This is a genomic window from Kineosphaera limosa NBRC 100340 (genome assembly GCF_000298215.1).
GTDB classification, from domain to species: Bacteria; Actinomycetota; Actinomycetes; order Actinomycetales; family Dermatophilaceae; genus Kineosphaera; species Kineosphaera limosa.
The window spans coordinates 159,993-184,313 of sequence record NZ_BAHD01000004.1; the positions used below are offsets into that span (position 1 = coordinate 159,993).

At 70.1% G+C, this 24,321-nt stretch carries 18 protein-coding genes; 12 read left to right on the forward strand and 6 right to left on the reverse strand.

Annotated elements, in window-relative coordinates:
* Nucleotides 1–48: 48 nt before the first annotated feature.
* The 4 genes from KILIM_RS01695 to KILIM_RS01710 form a co-directional block, all read right to left on the reverse strand.
* Nucleotides 49–915, reverse strand: a complete 867-nt coding sequence (locus tag KILIM_RS01695; RefSeq protein WP_006590877.1) for a CPBP family glutamic-type intramembrane protease — start codon at nucleotides 913–915, stop codon at nucleotides 49–51.
* Entirely contained in the window at nucleotides 912–2,135 is a 1,224-nt protein-coding gene (locus KILIM_RS01700) for a DUF480 domain-containing protein (RefSeq protein WP_006590878.1), read from the reverse strand. The genes KILIM_RS01695 and KILIM_RS01700 overlap by 4 nt, the downstream gene beginning before the upstream one ends.
* A 102-nt stretch (nucleotides 2,136–2,237) precedes the next feature.
* The gene (locus KILIM_RS01705) at nucleotides 2,238–3,806 is read right to left on the reverse strand and encodes a catalase (RefSeq protein ID WP_006590879.1); all 1,569 of its coding nucleotides are present in this window, start codon (nucleotides 3,804–3,806) and stop codon (nucleotides 2,238–2,240) included.
* A 25-nt stretch (nucleotides 3,807–3,831) separates the two neighbouring features.
* On the reverse strand, nucleotides 3,832–4,320 hold the full coding sequence (locus KILIM_RS01710; RefSeq protein WP_006590880.1) for a Fur family transcriptional regulator: 489 nt from the start codon (nucleotides 4,318–4,320) through the stop codon (nucleotides 3,832–3,834).
* A gap of 311 nt (nucleotides 4,321–4,631) precedes the next feature.
* Between KILIM_RS01710 and hrpA the strand changes: the two genes are divergently transcribed.
* Together hrpA and KILIM_RS01720 are read left to right on the forward strand one after the other, a co-directional pair.
* Nucleotides 4,632–8,630: an ATP-dependent RNA helicase HrpA gene (hrpA, locus tag KILIM_RS01715; RefSeq protein WP_006590881.1), complete on the forward strand. Its 3,999-nt coding sequence runs from the start codon at nucleotides 4,632–4,634 to the stop codon at nucleotides 8,628–8,630.
* Nucleotides 8,631–8,669: 39 nt separating this feature from the next.
* Nucleotides 8,670–9,596 carry a PAC2 family protein gene (locus KILIM_RS01720; protein WP_255247584.1) on the forward strand — a complete coding sequence of 309 codons (927 nt, stop codon included), beginning with the start codon at nucleotides 8,670–8,672 and terminating at the stop codon, nucleotides 9,594–9,596.
* A gap of 29 nt (nucleotides 9,597–9,625) precedes the next feature.
* Here KILIM_RS01720 and KILIM_RS01725 read toward each other — a convergent pair whose 3' ends face one another.
* Nucleotides 9,626–10,438, reverse strand: coding sequence for a DUF1206 domain-containing protein (locus KILIM_RS01725; RefSeq protein WP_006590883.1), 813 nt, complete (start codon nucleotides 10,436–10,438; stop codon nucleotides 9,626–9,628).
* A gap of 254 nt (nucleotides 10,439–10,692) precedes the next feature.
* Here KILIM_RS01725 and KILIM_RS01730 point away from each other — a divergent pair, with 254 nt between their 5' ends.
* The 4 genes from KILIM_RS01730 (at nucleotide 10,693) to KILIM_RS01745 (ending at nucleotide 15,544) form a co-directional block, all read left to right on the forward strand.
* Nucleotides 10,693–11,433 carry an EcsC family protein gene (locus KILIM_RS01730; protein WP_006590884.1) on the forward strand — a complete coding sequence of 247 codons (741 nt, stop codon included), beginning with the start codon at nucleotides 10,693–10,695 and terminating at the stop codon, nucleotides 11,431–11,433.
* A 140-nt stretch (nucleotides 11,434–11,573) separates the two neighbouring features.
* Nucleotides 11,574–12,758 carry a DUF4192 domain-containing protein gene (locus KILIM_RS01735; protein WP_006590885.1) on the forward strand — a complete coding sequence of 395 codons (1,185 nt, stop codon included), beginning with the start codon at nucleotides 11,574–11,576 and terminating at the stop codon, nucleotides 12,756–12,758.
* A gap of 115 nt (nucleotides 12,759–12,873) precedes the next feature.
* Complete coding sequence (locus KILIM_RS01740) at nucleotides 12,874–13,281, forward strand: universal stress protein (protein ID WP_006590886.1); 408 nt, start codon at nucleotides 12,874–12,876, stop codon at nucleotides 13,279–13,281.
* A gap of 361 nt (nucleotides 13,282–13,642) precedes the next feature.
* The gene (locus KILIM_RS01745) at nucleotides 13,643–15,544 is read left to right on the forward strand and encodes an RNA polymerase sigma factor (RefSeq protein ID WP_006590887.1); all 1,902 of its coding nucleotides are present in this window, start codon (nucleotides 13,643–13,645) and stop codon (nucleotides 15,542–15,544) included.
* 87 nt (nucleotides 15,545–15,631) lie between these two features.
* On the opposite strand, the gene KILIM_RS01750 is transcribed toward KILIM_RS01745, so the two are convergent.
* Nucleotides 15,632–16,243: a type II toxin-antitoxin system PemK/MazF family toxin gene (locus KILIM_RS01750; RefSeq protein WP_006590888.1), complete on the reverse strand. Its 612-nt coding sequence runs from the start codon at nucleotides 16,241–16,243 to the stop codon at nucleotides 15,632–15,634.
* A gap of 51 nt (nucleotides 16,244–16,294) precedes the next feature.
* Here KILIM_RS01750 and KILIM_RS01755 point away from each other — a divergent pair, with 51 nt between their 5' ends.
* The 6 genes from KILIM_RS01755 (at nucleotide 16,295) to KILIM_RS01780 (ending at nucleotide 24,304) form a co-directional block, all read left to right on the forward strand.
* Nucleotides 16,295–17,512: an aminotransferase class I/II-fold pyridoxal phosphate-dependent enzyme gene (locus KILIM_RS01755; RefSeq protein ID WP_006590889.1), complete on the forward strand. Its 1,218-nt coding sequence runs from the start codon at nucleotides 16,295–16,297 to the stop codon at nucleotides 17,510–17,512.
* Between the two features lie 95 nt (nucleotides 17,513–17,607).
* Nucleotides 17,608–19,449 carry a translation elongation factor 4 gene (gene lepA / locus KILIM_RS01760; RefSeq protein WP_006590890.1) on the forward strand — a complete coding sequence of 614 codons (1,842 nt, stop codon included), beginning with the start codon at nucleotides 17,608–17,610 and terminating at the stop codon, nucleotides 19,447–19,449.
* A 54-nt stretch (nucleotides 19,450–19,503) separates the two neighbouring features.
* The gene (trmB, locus tag KILIM_RS01765; protein WP_255247586.1) at nucleotides 19,504–20,271 is read left to right on the forward strand and encodes a tRNA (guanosine(46)-N7)-methyltransferase TrmB; all 768 of its coding nucleotides are present in this window, start codon (nucleotides 19,504–19,506) and stop codon (nucleotides 20,269–20,271) included.
* Between the two features lie 239 nt (nucleotides 20,272–20,510).
* The gene (hemW, locus tag KILIM_RS01770; RefSeq protein WP_006590892.1) at nucleotides 20,511–21,752 is read left to right on the forward strand and encodes a radical SAM family heme chaperone HemW; all 1,242 of its coding nucleotides are present in this window, start codon (nucleotides 20,511–20,513) and stop codon (nucleotides 21,750–21,752) included.
* Between the two features lie 174 nt (nucleotides 21,753–21,926).
* Complete coding sequence (gene fucP / locus KILIM_RS01775; RefSeq protein ID WP_006590893.1) at nucleotides 21,927–23,243, forward strand: L-fucose:H+ symporter permease; 1,317 nt, start codon at nucleotides 21,927–21,929, stop codon at nucleotides 23,241–23,243.
* A 26-nt stretch (nucleotides 23,244–23,269) separates the two neighbouring features.
* Nucleotides 23,270–24,304 carry a substrate-binding domain-containing protein gene (locus KILIM_RS01780; protein ID WP_006590894.1) on the forward strand — a complete coding sequence of 345 codons (1,035 nt, stop codon included), beginning with the start codon at nucleotides 23,270–23,272 and terminating at the stop codon, nucleotides 24,302–24,304.
* Nucleotides 24,305–24,321 lie beyond the last annotated feature (17 nt).

Sequence of the window (24,321 nt, forward strand, 5' to 3'; positions counted from 1 at the left end):
CCGTTGCGGTGCAGTGTGTCCCGTCCGAGGGGCCAGCGCCGTCTACCTTTACCAGCCGTGGACGAGCGGGAAGATCGGGAGCGCCTGGGGGTGGTGGGCGTGCACGATGACCAGGAAGACGACGGCGTCGAAGAGCAGGTGAATGACGACGACGTAGAGCAGGTTCTGTTTGGTCCAGGAGAAGATCAGGCCCTGGATGAGCGCGAACGGGATGGTCAGGAACGGGCCCCACGACTGGTAACCCAGCTCCCACAGGAACGAGACGAAGATGCTCGCCTGCAACACGTTCGCCACGACCGGGCGAAAGTGCCGCATGAACAGCACGTAGCAGGTGCAGATGAAGAACAACTCGTCCCACAGGCCCACCGCGTTGACGCCGATGAACAGGCGCACGATCTCGTGCGTCTCCACGACCGCGGGCCAGTTGGTGTACACCCCGCTGGTCAGGAAGTAGAACGGCAGGATGAGGTAGGCCGCGAAGATGACGATGACCAGATAGGTCCACATCGCCCGGCTCCAGCGCCCCAGGCCCCACGGAAACCGAATCGCGTGCTCCTTGTAGACCCATCGGCTGATCGCGTACGGCACGACCACGGCCCAACCCAGAGCGAGCGTGAACCGCAGCATGCCCGCGTTGGAGATGTCCGCGTGCAGGCTGATGAAGCTGATGCCGGTCAGCGCGATGGCGATGAGCAGCAGGTCGGTGCACAACCGCCGGGAGCGGCCCGTGCGGTCGGTCCACCACGCCCCGGCCAGACCCGCGACGAGGCAGGCGTACCCCGGCGGGTCGATCATCAGCCAGAACAGGAAAACCGCACCCGCGCCGATGAGCGCCCCCGGCAGGAGAGCGATCGGGTGCGTCGTCGAGCCCGCGGCGGCGATCCATCGGCGGCGACCGGTCGTCGCCGAACTCACGAGCGCGACTCCTTGTGGGCCAGCACGTAGAGCCGCGGCACCTCGGACTCGACGTCGGCCAGCGGACCGCGGATGTACCACTCGTCGATGACAAGCCCGGCGGCGCTCACGGCGTCGCGCACCGCCTGCGGGTCGTGCAGCACGAACGACACGTCGACCTCGTGCCCCCACCAGTCGGTGAGGTGCCGCACCTCGTCGCCGAGGTGCACGGCCAACGCCAGCTGCCCGCCGGAGTCCAGCGTGCGGGCCAGCGCCGCGACGGCACCGGGCAGTTCGGAGCCGGCCAGGTGCACGAGGGAGTACCAGGCGATGATCGCCGCCCAACCCGGCGCCCGCGGCGGACGCAACAGCCGGGTGTAGTCGCCCACCTCGAACGTCAGGTCGGGGTAGTCGGCGCGGGCCCGCGCCACCATCTCCGGTGCCAGGTCGACCCCGGTGACGTCGGCGCCCGCGTCGGCGAGGAAGGCCGCCAGGTGGCCCGGGCCGCAGCCCACGTCGGCGACCGGTCCGCCTCCGGACTCCTCGGCGACCCGCTCGAGCAGCCAGCGGTCGAAGGGCTTGTGGATCAGCTCCTCCCCGTAGTTCTCGGCGTAAGCGTCGGCGACCAGGCCGTAGGTCGCGCGCACCCGGTCGTCGCGCGCCGCGGGTCCTTCGGCGATGACCGTGTCGCGGTCGACGGCCGGCAGCTGCGCGGTGGCCTGCGGGGTGGCCGCGGCCGGGACCGGTCCGAGCAGGTGCGCCCACCGCGGATCGTGTTGCCCCGCTTGGCGTTCCAGCTGCGCGGCGAGCGGATCGGCGCGCTCGGCCAGGCGCTGCAGGCACGCCTGCACCTGCTCGCGGTCCGCGAACGAGAAGAGGCGCTCGGTGCGCGTCTTGAGCTCACCGGCGGACTGCGGCCCCCGCAACAACAGCACGGTCAGCAGGGCGCGCTCGTCGTCGGCGAGGCCGAGGGCGTCGGCCAGCAGCTGGTGGAACTTCAGCGCGCGCGAGCCCTTACCCGCCCAGACGATGCGCAGCAGCCCGCGCTCCTTGAGGTCGCGGGCCACGCGCTCCAACTCGGTGTCGGCGTAGTCGGTGACCGGGTCGCGGCTCGTGCTCTGATTGCATGCCGTGCGCAGCGCGTTGAGGCTCAGCGGATAGCTGCCCGGGACCGTGACCTCCTTCTCCAGGAGCGCCCCGAGCACGCGCTGTTCGACGGGGGCCAGCACCGGACGGTCCATGCCTGCCAGTCTGACAAACCCGGTGGTTCTCCCGGGGGATACGCGACGCGGCCGCCACCGACGAATCGATGACGGCCGCGTGCCGCGTTGTCAGCGCCGACCTCAGGCGCCGGCCTTGACGAACTCCTCTTCGGTCGTGCCGGTGACCGGGTTGTCGGTCTCATCGGAATTGGGCCCGGGAGTCGCGATGGCGTCGCGGCCCAGGGCCTCGATCGCCGCCCGCACGCCCGCGCCGTACGCTGGGTCGGCCTTGGTGCAGTTGGCGATGTGCCGCTCGATGGTCTCCACCGAGGCGCCGGAGATGGCGCGGGCGGTGTTCTCGAAGAGCGCCTGCTGCTGCTCGGCGGTCATCTTCTCGCGGAAGAGCACGCCCGGCTGGGCGAAGTAGTCCTCGTCGTCTTCCCGGTGGTCGAACCGGTCGGCGTAGGGGTCGATCTTCAGGCCCGGCTCGCGGTATTGCGGCTGGTCCTCCCAACGACCGTAGGAGTTGGGGTTGATCGCCGGGGTCGGGCCCTGGCTGATCCGCATCGCGCCGTCGCGGTGGAACGAGTTGACGTTGTTCGCGGCGCGCGGGGAGTTCACCGGGATCTGGTGGTGGTTGACCCCGAGGCGGTACCGCTGAGCGTCGCCGTAGGAGAACAGTCGACCCTGCAGCATCCGGTCGGGGGAGAAGCCGATGCCCGGCACCACATTGGCCGGGTTGAATGCGGCCTGCTCGACGTCCAGGTGGTAGTTCTCCGGGTTGCGGTTCAGCTCGAACTCGCCGACCTCGATGAGCGGGTAATCGGCCTTGGGCCAGATCTTGGTCAGGTCGAACGGGTGGTAGGGCACCTTCTCGGCGTCCGTCTCCGGCATGACCTGAATGAACAGCTTCCAGCGCGGGAAGTCGCCGGTCTCGATGGACTCGAAGAGGTCGCGCTGGTGCGACTCGCGGTCGGACCCGATGAGCTCGGCGGCTTGCGCGTCGGTGAGGTTCTTGATGCCCTGCTGGGTGCGGAAGTGGAACTTGACCCAGAACCGCTCGCCCTGGTCGTTGTACATGGAGAAGGTGTGCGAGCCGAACCCGTGCATGTGCCGGTAGGAGGCGGGAATGCCTCGGTCGGACATGACGATCGTCACCTGGTGCAGGGCCTCGGGCAGGTTCGTCCAGAAGTCCCAGTTGTTCTCGGCCGAGCGCAGGTTGGTCTTGGGGTCGCGCTTGACCGCGTGGTTGAGGTCGGGAAACTTCAGCGCGTCGCGGAAGAAGAAGACCGGCGTGTTGTTGCCCACGACATCCCAGTTGCCCTGCTCGGTGTAGAACTTCACCGAGAAGCCGCGGATGTCGCGCTCGGCGTCGGCCGCGCCGCGCTCTCCGGCGACCGTCGAGAAGCGAATGAACATCTCGCACTCGTTGCCGACCTGGCTGAACAGTTGCGCGCACGTGTACTGGCTGATGTCGTGCGTGACCTTGAACGTGCCGTAGGCACCGGAGCCCTTGGCGTGCATCCGGCGCTCGGGGATCACCTCGCGGTCGAAGTGGGCCAGCTTCTCCAGGAACCAGACGTCCTGCAGCAGCATCGGGCCGCGCGGCCCGGCCGTCAGGCTGTTCTGGCCGTCCCAGACCGGCGCACCGGCGACCGTCGTCAACGGCTTGGTGTCTCCGGGGGATTGGCGGGGACCTGCGACATCCATGGGTTTTGCTCCTTCGTAACGTGCCTCATTTGGGACATGCGGGGGGCGTCGGGTCGGTGACGCCGGGGGTGATCGGAGCCGGTGTGGCGGCCGCTGAGCAGGCCGGGCACAGGCCCCAGAAGACGACCTCGGCTTCGTCGACGGCGAAGCCGTGGGTCTGGGCCGGGTCGAGGCAGGGTGCCTGCCCGACGCTGCATTCGACGTCGATCACGGCGCGACAGCCACGGCAGACGAGGTGGTGGTGGTTGTCGCCGCGGTGCAACTCGAAGAGGGCGGGCGAGCCGGCGGGCTCGATGCGGCGCACGATCCCGGCGCCGTTCAGCGCGTAGAGCACGTCGTAGATCGCCTGCTTGCTCACCTTGCCCAGGCGGGTGCGCACCGCCGCGGAGATCGCCTCGGCGTCGGTGTGCGGTCGTTGCCACAGCTCATCGAGGACGGCGACGCGCGGGCGGGTGACGCGCAGACCCGCGTCGCGCAGCGTGGCTGCGGCGTCGGGGCGGGGCGTCGTCATCATCGGCACTACTCCATCATCTGGACTGGATCCAGTTAAGAACGTACTCGCTAGGGGGCTCGGCAGCAACCGGAGGGGGTCGAACCGGCCGGCACCGCACGCCCGGCGCCGCGGCGCCGACCTCTGGCCTCGGTGTCGAATCGGTGTCCAACTCGGTTGCGCCCGGCGCCTACCCTGAGGGGATGCCCAACCCTGCGAACCGAGGGACCGAACGCCGGTCGAACCGGGCTGCCCGCTCGGGCCGGTCGGGGCGCTCGAATCGGGAGGCGAGCCCGGCCCGGGACCCGCGCCCGGCTCGGGACGCCGCTCGCCGCATGGCCCAGGCCGAGCAAGTGACCCGGCGCCGCGCCGCAGCCCAGGGCCTGCACGTCACCTACCCCGAGGAGCTGCCGGTCAGCGCCCGCCGCGAGGACATCGCCGCGGCGATCCGCGACCATCAGGTCGTCATCATCGCCGGCGAGACCGGCTCGGGTAAGACGACGCAGATCCCCAAGATCTGCCTCGACCTGGGCCGCGGCGTCGCCGGGCAGATCGGGCACACCCAGCCGCGGCGGATCGCGGCCCGATCGGTCGCCGAGCGCATCGCTGATGAACTCGACGTCGAGCTCGGCCAACAGGTCGGCTACCAGGTGCGCTTCACGGACCATTCCAGCCGCGACACGCTCGTCAAGGTGATGACCGACGGGGTGCTGCTCAACGAGCTGCAACGCGACCGCGACCTGCGCCGCTACGACACCATCATCATCGACGAGGCGCACGAACGAAGCCTCAATATCGACTTCATCCTCGGCTACCTCAAGCAGCTGCTGCCGCGCCGCCCCGACCTCAAGGTGATCGTCACCTCCGCGACCATCGACCCCGAGAAGTTCGCCAATCACTTCGCGACGAACGGTCGCCCGGCGCCCATCGTGGAGGTCTCCGGGCGCACCTATCCGGTCGAGATACGGTACCGGCCGCTGGTGCGCCAGCAGCGCAGCGCCAAGCCCGGAGGGCAGCCCGAGGACGTCGAGATCGACCAGGTCACCGGCATCGTCGAGGCCGTCGAGGAGCTGTGGACCGAGACCGGTTCGGCCGATCGGGCCCGCGATGGTGGCGGCGAGGACATCCTCGTGTTCCTCTCCGGCGAGCGGGAGATCCGCGACGCCGCGGACGCCCTCGCGAGCCTCAACCTGCCCGGCACGCAGATCCTGCCGCTGTACGCCCGCCTGTCGGCCGCCGATCAGCACCGGGTGTTCTCGCGGCACCCCGGGCGGCGAGTCGTGTTGGCCACCAACGTCGCCGAGACATCGCTGACCGTGCCCGGCATCCGCTACGTCGTCGACGCCGGCACCGCCCGCATCTCCCGCTACTCCCAGCGCCTGAAGGTGCAGCGGCTGCCGATCGAGCCGATCAGCCAGGCCAGCGCCGCCCAACGCTCCGGCCGCAGCGGCCGCGTCGCCGACGGCATCGCGATCCGGCTCTACGCAGAAGACGACTTCGAGCAGCGCGCCGAGTTCACCGACCCCGAGATCCTGCGCACCAACCTCGCCAGCGTCATCCTGCAGATGACCAGCCTGGGCCTGGGCGACCTGAGCCGCTTCCCGTTCGTCGACCGGCCCGACTCCCGCATGGTCGCCGACGGCGTGCGGCTGCTGCACGAACTCAATGCGATCGACCCCGAACAGCCCGACCCGCGCAAGCGATTGACGCCCATCGGGCGGCGGTTGGCGCGCTTGCCCGTCGACCCTCGGTTGGGGCGGATGCTGCTGGAGGCAGATCGCAACGGTGTGTTGCCCGATGTCGCGGTCATCGTCGCGGCCCTGTCGATCCAGGACGTGCGCGAACGGCCCTCCGAGAAGCAGGCCCAGGCCGATCAGCAGCACGCCCGCTTCCGCGACGAGCACTCCGACTTCGTTTCGATCCTCAACCTGTGGCGCTACGTGCGCGGCAAGCAGAAGGAGCTGTCCGGCAGCGCGTTTCGGCGGATGTGCCGCGACGAGTACCTGCACTACCTGCGGATCCGTGAGTGGCAGGACCTCGTGGCCCAACTGCGGCAGGCGACCAAAGACCTCGACCTGCACTGGGAGTCAGCGCATACGCAGAACGAGTCAGCGCATACGCAGAACGCGGTGGACGCCGACGCGGTACACCGCAGCCTGCTCGCCGGGCTGCTCTCGCACATCGGGCTGCGTGATCCCGACCGCCGCGACTACCTCGGAGCGCGCGGGGCCCGGTTCGCCATCCAGCCCGGCTCCACGCTGTTCCGCAAGCCGCCCGACTGGGTGATGAGCGCCGAACTCGTCGAGACGACCCGGTTGTGGGCGCGTACCAACGCCCTGACCAACCCCGAATGGGTGGAAGCCGCGGCGTCGCACCTCGTCAAGCGCCAGTACGGCGAGCCGCGGTGGAGCCGCAGCCGCGCCGGGGCGATCGCCAGCGAACGCGTCACCCTCTACGGGGTGCCGCTCATCGCCGACCGCACGGTCGCCCTCGGCTCGATCGACCCCGTGACCAGCCGCGACCTGTTCATCCGCAACGCCCTCGTCGAAGGCGACTGGGACACCCCGCACCGCTTCTTTCACGACAACCGCAAGCTCATCGACTCCCTCGCCGAGCTGGAGTCCAGGGCACGGCGGCGCGACATCCTCGTCGACGACGAGACGCTCGTGGAGTTCTACGACGAGCGCATCCCCGACCACGTCGTCTCCGGCGCCCACTTCGACAGCTGGTGGAAGCAGGCCCGCCGCGAGCAGCCCGACCTGTTGACGTTCACCGAAGAGCTGCTCGTCAACGAGGCCGCCGCGCAAGGGATCGACGCCGCCGCGTATCCGCAGGTCTGGGAGCAGGGCGACCTCCGATTGCGGCTCACCTACCAGTTCGAGCCCGGCGCCGACGCCGACGGCGTGACCTGCCACATCCCCATCGAGCAGCTCAACCAGGTGCGCGACGTCGGATTCGACTGGCTCGTGCCGGGTCTGCGGGAGGAGCTGGCGATCGCGCTCGTGCGGGCGCTGCCCAAGGCCACCCGTAAGCACTTCGTGCCGGCCCCCGACCGGGCCCGCGCCGCCCTCGTCGAGGCAGACCCGGCCGGCGGGCGGCTCGTCGACGAGTTGGCTCGCGGCCTGTACATCGCCACCGGTCACCGGGTGCCACCCGGTGACTGGAACCTCGACGCCGTGCCCGACCACCTGCGGATGACGTTCCGCATCGACGGTCCGGGTGCGAGCGCCGACGCCGGGGGCGGACGACCACGAGGGCGCGGCCGAGGCAGGGGCCGAGGCGCGGGGAGGCGGACGCTCGCCGAAGGCAAGGACCTCGCCGCGCTGCAGCAGCAGTTGGCGGTGTCGATGGCCACGACGATGGCGACTGCCGCCGCGGACGCGGGCCTGGAACGCAGCGGCCTGACCGACTGGAACCTGGGCGAGTCGGGCGAGCTGCCGGCGACGTTCGAACGACGCCGTGGTGACCGCGTCGTGCAGGGTTTTCCGGCGCTCGTCGACGAGGGCGGCAGCGTGGCTGTCAAGGTGCTCGCGACGCCCGCTTTGCAGGAGGCGGCGACACGCGCCGGGGTGCGGCGACTTTTGCTGCTCAACACAACCGTCCCGTGGAAGCGGATTCTCGGGCTCATGACCAACGCGCAGAAGTTGGCGCTGGGCAATAACCCACACGGCAGTGTGCAGAAGTTGCTCGACGACATCCTCGCGGCCGCTGTCGACCAGATCGTCGCCGAGCAGACCAGCGCCGGCCCATCGGGGCTGCGCACCCGCGACGACTACGAGGCGACTCTGGCGGCCGTCAAGCAGCGCATCGTGCCGACGGTGCTGGACCTCGTCGAGCAGGTCCAACCGACCCTGGACCGCGCCCTCGCGGTGCGCCTGGGCCTCGACGCGCTGACCAGCCCCGCCGCGGCCCCCCTCAAGGCCGACCTGCGCGCCCAACTCGACGGCCTCATCCACGACGGTTTCGTCGCGCAGACCGGCGCCGCGCAGCTGCGCCACCTGCCGCGCTACCTCGCGGCGATGCTCGAGCGTCTCGACAAGGCCCCCCAGGACCTAGGCCGCGACGCCCAACGGCGCGAGACCGTCGCCGGGGTGCAGGACGAATTCGACAAGCTGGTGGCACAACTCCCGGCCGATGAGCGTGGCGCTCCCGACGTGGCCGCGTTGCGCTGGATGATCGAGGAGTTGCGGGTCAGCCTCTTCGCGCAGCGCCTCGGCACGGCTCATCCGGTGTCGCCGAAACGGATCTTCACCGCCATGGACCGCGTCGAGGACGCGCATCACAGCCTGTCCGTGGGCACAGGTGGGAACATCGATGTGACGGGTCGGCGTTAACGCCCCCGATGCCCGGTTGTTCGTTGAGGCAGAGTGTTCGTGAAGGAGGACACGGTGTTGGATCCCGACGGGCTGATCCGTTTCGAGACGGACATCGACCCGGCGCACGCGGCGGCGCCCGTGCTCGTCGTGGCCCTGTCCGGCTTCTTCGACGCCGGCTCGGCCCAGGGCTTGCTGGTGCGCCACCTCATGGAACGCGAACACCAGGTCGTCGCCACCGTCGACATCGACCAGTTGCTCGACTACCGCGGCCGCCGACCGCTGATGACCTTCGCCGCCGACCATTGGTCGGCCTACGACGACCCGGTCTTGGCCGTGTACCGGCTGCGGGACGACGAGGGTAGGCCCTTCCTCCTGCTGGCCGGGCCCGAGCCCGACTTCCAGTGGGAGCGCTTCGTGGAGGCCGTGCGGCGACTCATCGCGATGCTGGGCGTCGAACTGGTCATCAGCGCGCACGGCATCCCCATGGCGGTGCCGCACACCCGCCCGCTCGGGGCCTCGTTCCACGCCAACCGGGAGGAGCGTCGCGAGGGCCACCGGTCGATCATCGGGGAGGTGACGGTGCCCGGCTCGGTCTCCGGCCTGTTGGAACTGCGGCTCGGTGAGCAGGGCGCCGACGCCTGCGGGTACGCCGTGCACGTGCCGCACTATCTGGCGCAATCGGACTACGCACCGGCGGCGGTCACGGCCCTGAACTGTGTGCTGAGCCAGACGGGCCTGGTCATCGACGGTCAAGCCCTGGAGTCGGCTGCACAGGAGACGCTCGCGGTGGTCGCTGCGGAGCTGGAGGGGTCGCCCGACGCCGCCGAGCTGGTCTCGACGCTGGAAGAGCAGTACGACAACCGCACCGAGGAGCCCAGCCCGGCGCAGGCGCTGCTGGACGACGACGGCCGTGTGCCCACCGCCGATCAGCTCGGGGCCGAGTTCGAGGCGTTCCTTCGGGAGGAGACCGGCCGGGGTCAGTGACCCGCCCGACCAGCCCGCCCGACCTTGCGCTACACCTTGGTGTAGCGCGCCCGGAAGAAGCTGTAGACGCCATAGCCGGCGAGCCCGAGGGCGACCGCGCCGAGCAGCCACGGCCCGAAGGGTTGCTCCAGGATCCACGTGAGCGCGCCGCCGAGTCCGGTCGACTCCGACGCCCGGTCGGTCGCCGCGGCCAGGCCGAACAGCCCACCGACGACGACGAGCGCGATCCCCTTGGCGATGTACCCGACGGCTCCGGCGAACTCGGCGACATCGCCGGGATCCTTGACGAGGTCCTGCAGGAACGAGCGGCGGGCGCCCTTGACCACGTGGTAGCCGCCGATCCCGACGACGGCGACGCCGATGATGCCGACGAGGATCATGCCCCCGGGCAGCTTGAGCAGCTCCCCGGTCGTCTGCGCGGACTGGTCCTGGCTGTCGGTGTTGTGGCCGCGGGCCACGGTCGCGCACGTCCAGCCGAGCGCGAGGTACACGCCGGTCTTGCCGGTCGCTTTGAGCCGGCTGAACACCGCCTCCTTACCGTCGCCGTGCCAGCCGCCGATCGCCTCCGTCACCTGCCACAGCGCCAGACCGGCGAAGCCCGCGGCCAGCACCCACAGCAGCGGTTGCCCCATGGGCAGGTCCTGCAGCAGCTCCACCGCCCCGGACTGGTCGGCGGACTCGCCGCGTGAGCCCAAGGCGAGTTGCAGGGCGAGCCACGCGATGAGCAGGTGGATGAGCCCGCTGGCCGCGTAACCGACCCGCGCCATCGCCTGCACGACCGGATGGTCGTTGGCCTGCCGGGCGCCGCTGCGCGCCTTGTCGATGACCTCGTCGCTGCCCATCTTCGGTCCTCCGCTCGCGGCCGTCCTGGCCGGTGCCGGCGCGCCCAGGCCCTCGAGCAGGCTCCTGGTGCGGCGTCGCCTCAGGCTACGTCGCCCACACTTGTGGGCGTTTCGACCGGAATGCAACTGTGACCCCAACCCGAGCCACGCATGACATCGTGGCCCGGCGGGCACTGAGGGAAGATGTGAACCCGGCGGGACCGGTTCGCGACCGGGGCAGAACCGCCCCCTGTTCACAACGGTGAGGAGACAACGTGGGGATCTTCGATTTCCTCGGCAAGGACGAGCAGCCGGCTCAACAGCCGGTGCCGCGACAGGAGCCCGAGGGTGCGCTGGCCAACGCCGCGTCTGGCCTCGTCCAGCGGCTGCTCGATGTCGGGATCGACGGCAAAGGCACGTTCGACTCAGCAGGCCAGGTCGCGCAGACGGCCAGTGGTCGGCACGCCGACCAGGAGAAGGCGATCGCCGACATCGTCAAGGAACACACCAAGCTCGCGGCGGCCGCCGGCTTCGTCACCGGCCTGGGCGGATTCATCACGCTGCCGGTCGCGCTGCCGGCCAACGTCGTCGGCTTCTACCTGCTGGCCACTCGGATGGCGGCGTCGATCGCCGCGGTGCGCGGCTACGACGTCGACAAGCCCTCGGTCCGCTCCGCCATTCTGCTGTCGCTGGTCGGCGCCGACGCCGGTGATGTGCTGCAGAAGGCCGGATATGCCGGGGCCAGCGGGCGTCTGGCCACGTTCGCCACCCAGCGCCTGCCCGGGCCGCTGCTCATGGCCGTCAACAAGGGAGTCGGCTTCCGCGTCCTGACCCAGCTCGGCCGCAAGTCGCTGACCAAACTGGGGCGCGGCATCCCGTTGGCGGGCGGCGCGCTGGGCGCCGGGCTCGACAGCTTCATGATCCGCCGCATCGCCGACCACGTGCGCAAGGAGTTCCCCGCGCAAGACAAACCCCTGCCCGGTGAGGTCGTGCGCGGCGAGCTGTCGTCCGACTGACCGGGCTCGCAGGCCCTCGGCGAGGCGCGCTGCGGCGGCGGGATCCCTTATCCACAAGGGGGTCCCGCCGCTGCGGTCCATCCACAGGCGGCCGTCGCGATTTCTGCGCCACCACCCTCCTTCGCGCCAGGCTGCCTGCCATGACGCAAGCCTTCTCCGCCGCCCCCGGCCCCGCCCGTCCTGAGCCCGTCGCCCGAGCCCGCGACATCGCCGACCTCATCGTGCTGATCCCACATCTCCTCGGTTTTCATCCTGCTCAGAGCATCGTGGTGCTCGGCTTGACGGGTAACCGCATCGGGCCGACCCTGCGGTACGACCTGCCGCCGCCCGGCGCGCCGATGTCCCCGGAGGACGTCGACGAGCTGGAGCGGGCGATGACTGCGCTGGCGCAGCACTGCCCGGCCGCCATGGTGTTCGCGTTCGACGAGCACGGCGGGCACGCCGCGGGCGTCGAGACCCAGCTGCACGAGGTCGCTGAAGAGCTCGACCTGGACATCGTCGACACCGTGCTGGTCTGTGAGGGCCGGTGGCGGCGGATCGTGCGGGGGCGGGTCGTCGAGAGCGGCCAGGTGCCGGCCGAGGCCGACGTGCCCGGCGTCGCCGAGTTCATGATCGAGGGCAGCGCCCCGCTGGCCTCCCGCACCGATATCGCCGTGATGCTGCGGGCCACCTGCGGTGACATCGCGGCGACCGACGCACTGCTCGTCCAGCGTTGGGATGACGCCAGCCTGTGGCGCGGCCTCTCGTTCGGGCCGGGGGGCTTGATGCGATTGCGCGATGTCGACGGCGCGTTCGCCGCCTGGCGGCGCGTGTTGGCGCCGGCGCTGGTCGCGGCGCCCACCGATGGCGCCGGCAACCCCGACGGCACCGCAGACGACGGCATGGGCGAGGGGGTTCTGGGTGAGTTGGATCCGCTGACCGTGGCGGTGGCGGTGTACGCGCTGGCCGATCGGACCCTACGCGACGAGATCTTCGGCTGGCTCAATCCGGTCTATCGGGTGCCGGACAAGGACATGCCGGCCTATGTGCGGGGCCGGGCGCTGGCGACGTTCGGGCCGCGGGACGCGGTCAGCGCCAAGCACCTGGAACAACGCCTGCTGGTCTTGACGCAGTCGACGCCGCACCCCGACCGCGCGCCGGTGCTCACCGGCTTGGGCACGTGCGCGTGGCTGGCCGGCAACACCGCGTTGGCCGGCGAGGCGCTCCAACTGGCTCTGGCTCTGCAACCCGAATACGCCCTGGCCCAACTGCTGCTGACCGCCGTCCGGGCCTACCTGCCGCCACATCAGCTGCGGCAGACGGCCACCACCGAGCTCGCCGGTTAGACACGGACGGTTGCGGCCTCACCGCCGACGTGGTGTTGGCCCCGTTATCGGCTACCGTGCTTGGAGACTCGCGCCGGGTGACCGGCGCGGGTAGGCATCGAGTAGGGGGTCACTGATGACCGTTGTTGTCGGGTACGTGCCAACGCGCGAAGGGCGCGCGGCCCTGCGCCGGGCGGCGCAGGAATGCCGGCTGCGTTCGGCCAAGCTCATCGTCGTCAGTTCGGCACGTGGTGGTCGCGACATGCAAGCCGAAGATGCCCGCCGGTTTCAGGAGTTGCTGGAGCAGGTGCACGTCGACCTCGAGGGTGCCGGCATCGAGCACGAGGAGCGGCAGTTCGTGCGTGGCAACGAGCCGGCGGAAGACCTCATCGAGGTGGCCAACGAGACGGACGCCGACTTCATCGTCATCGGTCTGCGCCGGCGCACCCCGGTCGGCAAGCTGCTGCTCGGCTCGAACGCGCAGCGGATTCTGCTGGAGGCCAACTGCCCGGTGTTGGCCGTCAAGGCCGACGAGAACGACTGAAATCGTCGCGTCCAGCCACCGATCCACCAGCGATGCGCTCGTCACCAAGGCAACCGATCAAGTCACTTGTTCGACCGAGCCACAGTGCGCCACGGATCGCTGACCTGGGCCGATACGGCGTGGCTGCCCCAGCGGGAAGCCGAGGGTGCAGCGCCGGAGCGCGTGGGATGCGGCGCGACACGCCGCGAGGAATTACAATGGTAGGTGGTTGGCGTTACCCGATGGCGCGGGAAACGCTCTCAGACTCCCATCCCGACTGAAGAATGCTCCGCCTGGCGGAGTATTTGGTGTGTCCCGCTGGTCCCAACTCGTGACCCTGGGACCACACCGGTCGGCACAATCCAGCGTTAGAAAGGTGTCGGTGCAGCACGTGGCGAACAGTTCCACTACCGCACGATCGACCCAAGGCGGCGACCTGCCGGCCTCGCTGCCCGCAGAGTTCTCGCACCCAGCGCTTCAAGAGCTCATTCGGCTCGGCGCGGTGCGCGGCAGCGTGGACAGCTACGAATTGAAGACCGCATTGGAGGCCGTCGACCTGACGCCTTCGCGGCAGAAGGCGGTGCTGCGCGCCCTCGACGGCGCCGGTGTGCACGTCGTACTCGGCACCGAGCACGCCGAGCAGGTGGTTGCGACCAAGGGCCGGCGCTCGGCGGCCAAGCGCAGCGGCGCCGCGACGAAGAACGCCGCGACCAGGAGCGCGGTGAAGAGCAGCGTGACGAGCACAGCGACGACCAAGGCGACCTCCGCAGCGGCCGACGATGCCGACGGGGCTAGTACGCCGGCCGCCGCTGCGGCGCCTACGGGCGCCGCCAAGACAACGGCTGCCCGCACGACGAAGCGGGCCGCCGCCAAGACGAGCGCCACGGCGGCCAAGTCGGGCGCGGGCGACGGCGACGACGACAGCAGCGAGGCGGCGCAGAGCCCGGCAGCACGTAAGAGCACCGCCAAACGAGCTACGAAGACGGCCAAGTCCGCGGCCAAGGCTCCGGCGAAGAAGACGACCAAGAAGAGTGCCGCCAAGAAGGACGAGGCCAAGGCCGGCGACGACGAGTCCACCGAGGACGAGGACGTCGACCCGGACATCACCGAGCTCGAAGCCGACGAGGCGGTCGTCGACGTCGACAGCGACGCTGACGACGACAGCAACGGGGCCGATGACGGCGATGAGTCCGACGGCGATGCCGGCGAGACGTCCGGTACCCCCGCCCGGGCCTCGACGTCCCGGCGCGGCGGCGCTCGCGGCAAGGAGGCCCAGGCGGGTCAGACCAGCAGCGAGGGCAGCGAAGAGTCCGGCTTCGTGCTCCGCGAGGACGACGAAGACGACGCGCCGGCCCAGCAGGTCGTCACGGCGGGTGCGACGGCCGACCCGGTCAAGGACTACCTCAAGCAGATCGGCAAGGTGGCGCTCCTCAACGCCGAACAGGAGGTCGAGCTCGCCAAGCGCATCGAGGCCGGCCTGTTCGCCGAAGAGAAGCTGAACTCCGGTGAGGAGGTCGAGCCGCAGCTCAAGCGTGACCTGTGGTGGATCGCCCAAGACGGCAAGAACGCCAAGAACCACCTGCTCGAGGCCAACCTGCGGCTCGTGGTCTCCCTCGCCAAGCGCTACACCGGTCGCGGCATGCTGTTCCTGGACCTCATCCAGGAGGGCAACCTCGGTCTCATCCGCGCCGTCGAGAAGTTCGACTACACCAAGGGGTTCAAGTTCTCCACGTACGCCACGTGGTGGATCCGGCAGGCGATCACCCGCGCGATGGCCGACCAGGCCCGCACCATCCGCATCCCGGTGCACATGGTCGAGGTCATCAACAAGCTCGCCCGCGTACAGCGCCAGATGCTGCAGGACCTGGGCCGCGAGCCCACCCCGGAGGAGCTGGCCAAAGAGCTCGACATGACCCCGGAGAAGGTCGTCGAGGTGCAGAAGTACGGCCGCGAGCCGATCTCGCTGCACACCCCCCTGGGCGAGGACGGCGACTCCGAGTTCGGTGACCTCATCGAGGACTCCGAGGCGGTCGTGCCCGCCGACGCGGTCAGCTTCACGCTGCTGCAGGAGCAGCTGCACTCGGTGCTCGACACCCTGTCGGAGCGGGAGGCTGGCGTCGTCTCGATGCGGTTCGGCCTCACCGACGGGCAGCCGAAGACGCTGGACGAGATCGGCAAGGTCTACGGCGTGACCCGCGAGCGGATCCGCCAGATCGAGTCCAAGACGATGAGCAAGCTGCGCCACCCCAGCCGGTCGCAGGTGTTGCGCGACTACCTGGACTGACCGCTAGGACGACTGACACCGCGCCACGACAACGGGCCTCACCGCACTGGTGGGGCCCGTTGTCGTTGGGGGCGTCGTTACGTTCGCTCAGGAGGCGTGCCGGTTGACCTCCACGAGGACCTCCTCGAAGAGGGGTCGCGGCAGGGTGGCGCCTTCGCGGCGCACGGCCTGCGGGGCGAGCCGCACGATGCGGTCGAGCCGCACCTCGCTCTCCCGTCCGTTGCGGTCCCACGCGCCGGAGCCGAGGTCGAGCCAGAAGCGGCCGGCACGGGCCTCCTGAGCCTCGTCGCGGTCGTGGTCCTTGCTGGTGACCGGCAGGGCCAGCAGCCAGGAGCCGTCGCGGCCGATGATGAGAGTCGGCCGGTCCTTGCCCTGGGAGTGGTCCTCCTCGAACGGCACCCAGGCCCAGACGATCTCGCCGGGGTCGGCGACGCCATTGGGGCTGGGGGAGTAGGAGGTCGGTGGGCGGCCGACGTAGTCCGGTCCGCAGCGCAGGCCATCGGGGCCCGCTGGTGCGGGATGTTTGGGGGAGGGGCGCGGCCGGCGCCGGTTGCTGGATCGGGTGCCGTTGATGCGCCGGGTGTTGCGCCCGCTGGGGGTGGCGGAGCGGCGGGCGCCGTCGGCCGCGCCGCGCAGGGCCGCCATGCCGAGATTGCGCGCCGTGTCAGCCAGTGCCCGGCCCAGGCTGCTCAGGTCCATGGGCGCTCAGCGTAGAGGACCGGCGTCGCCCGCCGATAGGGACGAGGCAAGATGGGACGGGTGAGTCGCTCCCCGTTGTCGCAGCGTGGCCAGGTCGAGCCGTTCCACGTCATGGAGTTGCTCAAGGCCGCCAATCAACGCGCCCGCACTCACGGTGACGTCATCACCATGTGCGCGGGCCAACCCTCCACCCCGGCGCCGGTGGCCGTGCGCCAAGCCGCCGCCCGCGAGCTGTCCGGCGACGCGCCCCACGGGTACACCGACGCGATGGGCGTGGCGGCGCTGCGAGAGACGATTGCCGCGCACTACCTGAGCGCCTACGGCATCGACGTCGACCCGGCGAGCGTCGCGATCACTCCGGGCTCGTCGGGGGCCTTCACCGCGATCTTCCTGGCGGCCTTCGACCCCGGCGACGTGGTGCTCATGACCCGCCCCGGCTACCCGGCCTATCGCAACACGCTGCAGGCGCTCGGCGTGCGCGTCGTCGAACTCGACTGCGGCCCGGAGCAGCGCTTCCAGCCGACGGTGGAGATGTTGGCGGAGTGGACCGCGCAGGCCGGTGCCCCGCCCGCCGGGCTCATCGTCGCTTCCCCGGCCAATCCGACCGGCACCCTCATCACCGACGCCGAGCTTGCCGCCATCGCCACCTGGTGCGAAGAGAACGGCGTGCTGCTCGTCAGCGACGAGATCTACCACGGCATCACGTTCACCGAGCCCGCGAGCAGCGCGTGGCAGACCTCCCGCTCCGGGGTGCTCGTCGGATCGCTGTCGAAGTACTACTCGATGACCGGATGGCGGATCGGCTGGGCGGTGCTTCCGACGCCCCTCGTGCGGACGGTCGAGTTGCTGCTCGGCAACCTGCACATCTGCGCGCCGGCGCTGGGGCAGGTCGCCGCCGTCGAGGCCTTCGGCCCGGAGGCGAAGCTCGAGCTGGACGGCCACGTCGCCCGCTACCGGGTGAACCGGGATCACGTGCTGGCCCGCCTGCCCGAGCTCGGCGTGCGCACCTGGGCGCCCGCCGACGGCGCGTTCTACGCCTACGCCGACATCTCGCACCTCACGCGCGACTCCACCGCCTGGTGCCGTGAAGTGCTCGACGAGACCGGCGTCGCGATCACCCCCGGCGTCGACTTCGCCCCCCACCGCCCGGGCGTCGACAGCCCGCTCGACGGGTCCCGCTGGTTCCGCCTCAGCGTCGCCGGCGCCACCGCGGACGTCGACGAGGCCATGACCCGACTGGCCACCTTCGTGGCCCGCACCGCCCCCTAGCCGGGGTGGACGGCGGGGGTGGATGAGGGGGGTGGCAAAGCGTGAAAGACTGGAGGGCGACCACCCGCCCCCGACTTTGAGGTAACCGCGTTCCCGTGACCGACGTCCTGCAGCCCCACGCCACGCCGCCGGAGCGCATCCGCAACTTCTGCATCATCGCCCACATCGACCACGGCAAGTCGACGCTGGCCGACCGCATGCTGCAGAAGACGGGCGTCGTCGAGGACCGGGCCATGCGCGCGCAGTACCTCGACCGCATGGACATCGAGCGCGAGCGCGGCATCACCATCAAGAGCCAGGCCGTGCGGATGCCGTACGAGCTCGACGGGCAGCCGTATGTGCTCAACATGATCGACACCCCGGGCCACGTCGACTTCACCTACGAGGTGTCCCGTTCGCTGGCGGCCTGTGAGGGCGCGATCCTGCTCGTCGATGCAGCGCAGGGCATCGAGGCCCAGACGCTGGCCAACCTGTACCTGGCGATGGAGAACGACCTGACGATCATCCCGGTGCTCAACAAGATCGACCTGCCGGCCGCGCAGCCGGAGAAGTTCGCCGCCGAACTCGCCGGGCTCATCGGCGTCGATCCCGAGGATTGCCTCAAGGTCTCCGGCAAGACCGGAGCGGGAGTCGACGAGCTGCTCGTCGAGATCGTCAAGCAGATCCCGCCGCCGGTGGGCGACCCGAACGCCCCCGCCCGGGCGATGATCTTCGACTCCGTCTACGACACCTACCGCGGCGTCGTCACCTACGTGCGGGTGGTCGACGGAAACCTCAACCCGCGCGAGCGCATCGCGATGATGAGCACCAAGGCCACCCACGAGCTGTTGGAGATCGGCGTCATCTCGCCGGAGCCGGTGCCGAGCAAGGGCTTGGGCGTGGGGGAGGTCGGCTACCTCATCACCGGCGTCAAGGACGTGCGTCAGTCTCGGGTCGGCGACACGATCACCAACCAGGCCAAACCGGCCAAGGACGCCCTCGGCGGCTACCGCGACCCGCGCCCGATGGTCTTCTCCGGGCTCTACCCCATCGACGGCTCCGACTACCCGCTGCTGCGCGACGCCCTCGACAAGCTCAAGCTCAACGACGCGGCGCTGGTCTACGAACCGGAGACCTCGGCGGCGCTCGGGTTCGGCTTCCGCGTGGGCTTCCTCGGCATGCTGCACCTGGAGATCGTGCGCGAGCGCCTGGAGCGGGAGTTCGGCCTCGACCTCATCTCGACGCTGCCGAACGTGGAGTACGACGTGACGATGGAGGACAACTCCCTGGTCGACGTCACGAACCCCAGCGAGTTTCCGACCGGCAAGATCAAGGAGGTCCGCGAGCCGGTGGTGCGCGCGGGCATCCTGGCGCCGAGTGAGTTCATCGGCGCGATCATGGAGCTGTGCCAGCAGCGCCGCGGCACCCTGCTCGGCATGGACTACCTGAGCCCCGAGCGCGTCGAGATGCGGTACACGCTGCCGCTGGCCGAGATCGTCTTCGACTTCTTCGACCAGCTCAAGTCGCGCACCCGCGGCTACGCCTCCCTGGACTACGAGCCCGACGGCGACCAGGTCGCCGACCTCGTCAAGGTCGACATCCTGCTGCAGGGCGAGCAGGTCGACGCGTTCAGCTCGATCGTGCACAAAGACAAGGCGTACGCCTACGGTGTGTCGATGGCCGAGAAGCTGCGCAAGCTCATCCCGCGCCAGCAGTTCGAGGTGCCGATCCAGGCCGCGATCGGCAGCCGCATCATCGCCCGCGAGAACATCCGCGCCATCCGCAAGGACGTGCTCGCCAAGTGCTACGGCGGCGACATCAGCCGTAAGCGCAAGCTGCTGGAGAAGCAGAAGGAGGGCAAGAAGCGGATGAAGATGGTCGGGCGGGTCGAGGTGCCCCAGGAGGCCTTCATCGCCGCGCTGTCCAACGACGACGTCGCCGAGAAGACCAAGAAGTAGATGACGGCACAGGATTCTGTGCAAAATGACGGCCGATCCGAAGCACCGGACGCCGTGGCGGCGCTTGAGGCGGCTGGGCCGGTTGCGTCGGCTGGTTCCGACCGCGATGCCTGGCCGCGGCGGCAGGTCGTCTCGTTCGGCCGCCGCGACGGGCGCCGCCAGGGCCAGTATGCGCGCGCGTACCCGCCGGAGCTGGCCCGCTTCGTCATCGAGCCGCCGCGCGGAGAGCGATCGGCGAGCCTCGCGGACGGCTGGGTGTTCGACGCCTCCGCCGCGTTCGAGCGCGACGCTCCGCTGATCGTCGAGATCGGCTCCGGCACAGGCGAGGCGGTGCTGCACCACGCCGCCGAGAACCCGCACCTGAACCACCTGGCCGTCGAGGTCTACCGGCCGGGCGCCTCCCGCACGGTCGCGCAGGCGGGTGTCCGCGGCCTGCAGAACGTGCGGGTCCTCGAGGCCGATGCGGCGGAACTCGTCGGCGGCGCGCTGGCCCCGGGATCGGTCGCGGCGCTCCACGTGTTCTTTCCCGACCCCTGGCCCAAGACCCGCCATCACAAGCGCCGCCTCGTCGACGCCTGGTTCGTCGCGCAGGTCGCCCGGGCGTTAGAGCCCGGGGGAGTGCTGCGGCTGGCGACCGACTGGGAGCACTACGCTCACCAGATGCTCCAGGTTGCCGCTGGCTGCGGCCACCTGCGCAACGCCTACCCGGCCCGCGACGGAGGCTGGGCCTCGCGCTACTCCGGGCGACCGCTGACGACCTTCGAACGCAAGGGCTTGGCCGCCGGTCGCACCATCCACGACCTGGAGTTCGTGCGCGCCTGAGGCAGCGGCGTGCCCCGCCACACGGGCGGAATCTGCTCGGATGGCCGGCCCGACGTTGAGCGCCGGGAGGGCGACGCTCAACGCCGGGCGGGACACCCGCGACCCAGACGCCCGCGATCGGTTCCATTATCCGCCGCGGCGTCCGCGCCGGGCAATCGCCGACCCGGGGTGTCGGGGAGTGTGGTGGGCGCTGCGCGGGGGCGCGGGTGGCGAGTGGGCGCGCCTGCGAGGATGGGCGGGTGCCCAGTACCCCGCCCGACGGCGACCCCGCGCCGCCCGACGGTCACCTGCCGGCGCAGGCCCTGGCGCGGTTCGCCGACGGCCCGTTCGGGCTCTACCTGCACGTGCCGTTCTGCCGGGTGCGCTGCGGCTACTGCGACTTCAACACCTACACGCCCGCCGAATTGCTCGGCGGTGCCGCCCAACCCCGCCCGGGCACGACCACTGGCGACATCGACTCCTGGTTGACGGCCGAGCTAGACGTTGCCACGCGGGTGTTGGGTAGCGAGGCGCGCCCTGTGCAGACGGTGTTCGTCGGCGGCGGCACCCCGACGATGCTCGCGCCGGAGCAACTCGGCGGGCTCATCGGCGGCATTCGGGACCGCTTCGGGCTCGCCGACGACGCGGAGGTCAGCACCGAGGCCAACCCCGACACGGTCGATGCCGACTATCTCGCGGCGCTGGCCCGGCACGGGTTCACCCGCGTCAGCCTTGGCATGCAGTCCGCGGTGCCGCACGTGCTCGCCACTCTCGACCGCACCCACGATCCGGCGAACGTCGAGCGGGCCGTGGCCGGAGCCCGAGCGGCGGGCTTAGCCGTCAGCCTCGACCTCATCTACGGCACCCCGGGCGAGAGCCTGGACGACTGGCGCACCACCCTCGACGCGGCGATCGCGCTGGCCCCCGACCACATCTCCGCCTACGCGCTCGTCGTCGAGGAGGGCACCAGGCTGGCCACGCAGGTGCGCCGCGGCCAGGTCACCGCGCCAGATGACGACGACGAGGCCGACAAGTACGAGCTGGCCGACGAGCTGCTCGCCGCCGCCGGATACGGCTGGTACGAGGTGAGCAACTGGGCCCGCCGCCCGGGCCAGGAATGCCGCCACAACGTCGGCTACTGGCAGGGCGGCCAGTGGTGGGGCGTCGGGCCCGGCGCGCACAGCCACGTCGGCGGCGTGCGCTGGTGGAACGTGCGCCATCCGGCCCGGTACGCCGCGCTACTGTCCGCGGGCGATTCTCCGGCGCAAGGCCGCGAGACGCTCACCGACGACCAGCGCTACGAGGAGCAGGTGTTGCTGGGTATTCGTCTGGCCGAGGGGCTGCCGCTGCAGGCGCTGCGCCCGGTCGGTCGCGCCGGGGTGCCGGGCCTTGTTGCCGACGGGCTGCTGGACGAGACCGCGCGACGCTCCGGTCGCCTCGCGCTCACCCGGCACGGTCGGCTCCTGGCCGACACGGTCGTGCGCCGACTCCTCGGCTTCTGAGGGACGCCGCACGGGGCAACGCAATTCACCCATAAACGCCCATCTCGTTATCCGTGTGTTCACGTCCGAGTCTTTGGGGTCGGCGTCATCTCGGCCGCAAACGCCCTGCGCCGCTCTAGCCTCCACCTATTGGTGGGCCAGTTGTCGTCCCACCCCACCCGGAGGTGAGCGGCAGTGGCGGTCTCCAGCGTCGATACCGGCGAACGCAAACCCCCGTTAGTGGCGCCCCATCTGCGCGTCCCGTTCATCCTGCTGATCCTGTGCTTCGCGGCCTGGGGCGCGGCCGCGAACCTCACCGACGTGCTCGTCGGCGTCTTCCGCGGGATCTTCGACATGTCGAACTTCCAGTCCTCGCTGGTGCAGTTCGCCTACTACGGCGCCTACTTCTGCCTGGCGCTGCCAGCCGCCTTCATCAACGCCAAGTTCGGATACAAGGCCGGGGTGCTCGTCGGCCTGGGGATGGCGGCCATCGGCGGCGTGCTGTTCCTGCCGGCCAGCGGGATGCTCGTCTACGAGATGTTCCTGCTCGCGCTCTTCGTGCTCGCCGCGGGTCTGTCGATCCTGGAAACCTCGGCCAACCCCTTCGTCATCGCCATGGGCGACGAGGGCAGCGCCACCCAGCGGCTCAACCTCGCGCAGGCGTTCAACCCGATCGGCGCCAACATCGGCGTACTCATGGGTGCCGTGCTCATTCTGCCGGCGCTGACGCCGGAGGCGAGCAAGGCGATCATGAGCGAGGAGGAGTTGGTCGCGAGCCAGGCCGCCGACCTCAACCTCGTGCTCCAGCCCTACCTGGGGATCGCGTTCGTGCTCGTGCTCATCTGGCTGCTCATCGCGTTCCGCCGGTTCCAGCTGCCGAACCCGCCGGAGGTGCTCGACCCGACTGCTGCCGCCGGCAATGTCGCGTCCCGGCTGTGGCGCAACAAGCACTACCGCTACGGGGTCATCGCGCAGTTCTTCAACGTCGCGGCGCAGACCTGCGTCTGGACCTTCACGATCCTCTACGCCCAGGATGTCGTCGGCACGACCCCTACCGAGGCGGGCTGGTGGTTGCAGGCGAGTCTGATCATCTTCCTCATCTCCCGGTTCGTCATGACGTTCCTGCTGGGCATCTTCAAACCGACGCTGCTGCTGCTGATCATGGCCGTCTTCGGGGTCGTCTGCTGCGCCGTGGCGATGTTCTCGTGGAACATCGTGGGTCTCGTGGCGGTCGTGCTGGTGTCGGCCTCCCTGTCGCTGATGTTCCCCACGATCTACGGGGTGTCGTTGCAGGGGCTCGGCGACGACGCGAAGTTCGGCGCCGCCGGCCTGGTCATGGCGATCCTCGGCGGCGCGATCGTCCCGATGGTCCACGCCGCGGTGATGGACGCGGTCGGTCCCGCGATGGGGTACGTCGTGCCGGGCATCTGCCTGGCGTTCGTCGCCGCCTACGCGCTCTTCGATCTGTCCCACGCCCGTCCGGCCGTCGGCTCGACGCCGACAGCGCAGTAGTCAGCGCAGTAGAGAAGGTGGCTCCCATGGCGCGCACCCAGTCCCGCCCCTCAGCGCCGGTCCGTCGCGTCGGCCGCGTGTGGCGGCTCGGCGCCGCGGCCCTCGCGCTCGGTTTCACTCTCGGGCTCGGCGCCTGCTCGTCCGCACCCGACCCGGTGACCATCGGCCTCATCACCAAGCAGGAGGAGAACCCCTACTGGCGGTCGATGAAGCAGATGGCCGAAAACCAGGCGAGCCGCGACAACGTCAATCTGCTGACGGCGACCGGTACCAGCGATGTCGACGTGGAAAGCCAGCGTCGGGCGATCCGGGACATGGTGGCCCAGGGCGCGCACGGCATCATCCTCGCGCCCACCAGTTCGACGGCCCTCAACCCCGACATCGAGGCCGCCCGCCAGGCCGGGGTCATCGTCATCGCCGTCGACACCCCCGTCGACCCGGTCTCGACCGTCGACGCCTACTACGCGACGGACAACCAGGAGGCGGGTCGGCAGGTCGGGCGGTACGCGGCCGCCAAGGCCGGCGAGCTGGGACTGACCCCGCGGGTCGCGATGCTCAACCTCGCGCCCGGCATCAGCTCGGGTCTGGAGCGGGGAGCCGGCTTCCTCGAAGGGATGGGTCTGGCGGCGGAGGCGCCCGAGCTGGTCGCCAGCGCGGACACCCAAGGGGATCGTCAGCTGGGTGAGCAGGCGATGGCCTCGATCCTGGCGCAGCACCCCGACGTCAATGTCGTCTACACCGTCAACGAACAGGCCGCCCTCGGCGCGTTGGAGGCGCTGAAGGCGGCGGATGCGGACTTGAGCCGCATGGTCATCGTGTCGATCGACGGCGGCTGTCAGGCGATGCGGGATGCGGTGCGCCCCGGCGACATCGACGCCACCGCGATGCAGTTTCCCGAGAACATGGCCCGGGAGAGCGTACGCGCGATCGCCAGCGCCGAGCGAGGCGGCGAAACCCCGAGCGGGTACCTGAACACCGGTGTCGAGCTGATCACCGATGCGCCGGCCGCCGGAGTGCCCTCGCGGGACACCCCGTACGGCATCCGCAACTGCTGGGGCTGAGCCGGCTCAGCCGAACG

Excerpts from the sequence above, each read along its gene's own strand:
- KILIM_RS01700 (WP_006590878.1), bottom strand. The coding sequence starts at position 2,135 with ATGGACCGTCCGGTGCTGGCCCCCGTCGAACAGCGCGTGCTCGGGGCG.
- KILIM_RS01705 (WP_006590879.1), bottom strand. The coding sequence starts at position 3,806 with ATGGATGTCGCAGGTCCCCGCCAATCCCCCGGAGACACCAAGCCGTTG.
- KILIM_RS01710 (WP_006590880.1), bottom strand. The coding sequence starts at position 4,320 with ATGATGACGACGCCCCGCCCCGACGCCGCAGCCACGCTGCGCGACGCG.
- hrpA (WP_006590881.1), top strand. The coding sequence starts at position 4,632 with ATGGCCCAGGCCGAGCAAGTGACCCGGCGCCGCGCCGCAGCCCAGGGC.
- KILIM_RS01725 (WP_006590883.1), bottom strand. The coding sequence starts at position 10,438 with ATGGGCAGCGACGAGGTCATCGACAAGGCGCGCAGCGGCGCCCGGCAG.
- KILIM_RS01735 (WP_006590885.1), top strand. The coding sequence starts at position 11,574 with ATGACGCAAGCCTTCTCCGCCGCCCCCGGCCCCGCCCGTCCTGAGCCC.
- KILIM_RS01740 (WP_006590886.1), top strand. The coding sequence starts at position 12,874 with ATGACCGTTGTTGTCGGGTACGTGCCAACGCGCGAAGGGCGCGCGGCC.
- KILIM_RS01750 (WP_006590888.1), bottom strand. The coding sequence starts at position 16,243 with ATGGACCTGAGCAGCCTGGGCCGGGCACTGGCTGACACGGCGCGCAAT.
- KILIM_RS01755 (WP_006590889.1), top strand. The coding sequence starts at position 16,295 with ATGGGACGGGTGAGTCGCTCCCCGTTGTCGCAGCGTGGCCAGGTCGAG.
- KILIM_RS01780 (WP_006590894.1), top strand. The coding sequence starts at position 23,270 with ATGGCGCGCACCCAGTCCCGCCCCTCAGCGCCGGTCCGTCGCGTCGGC.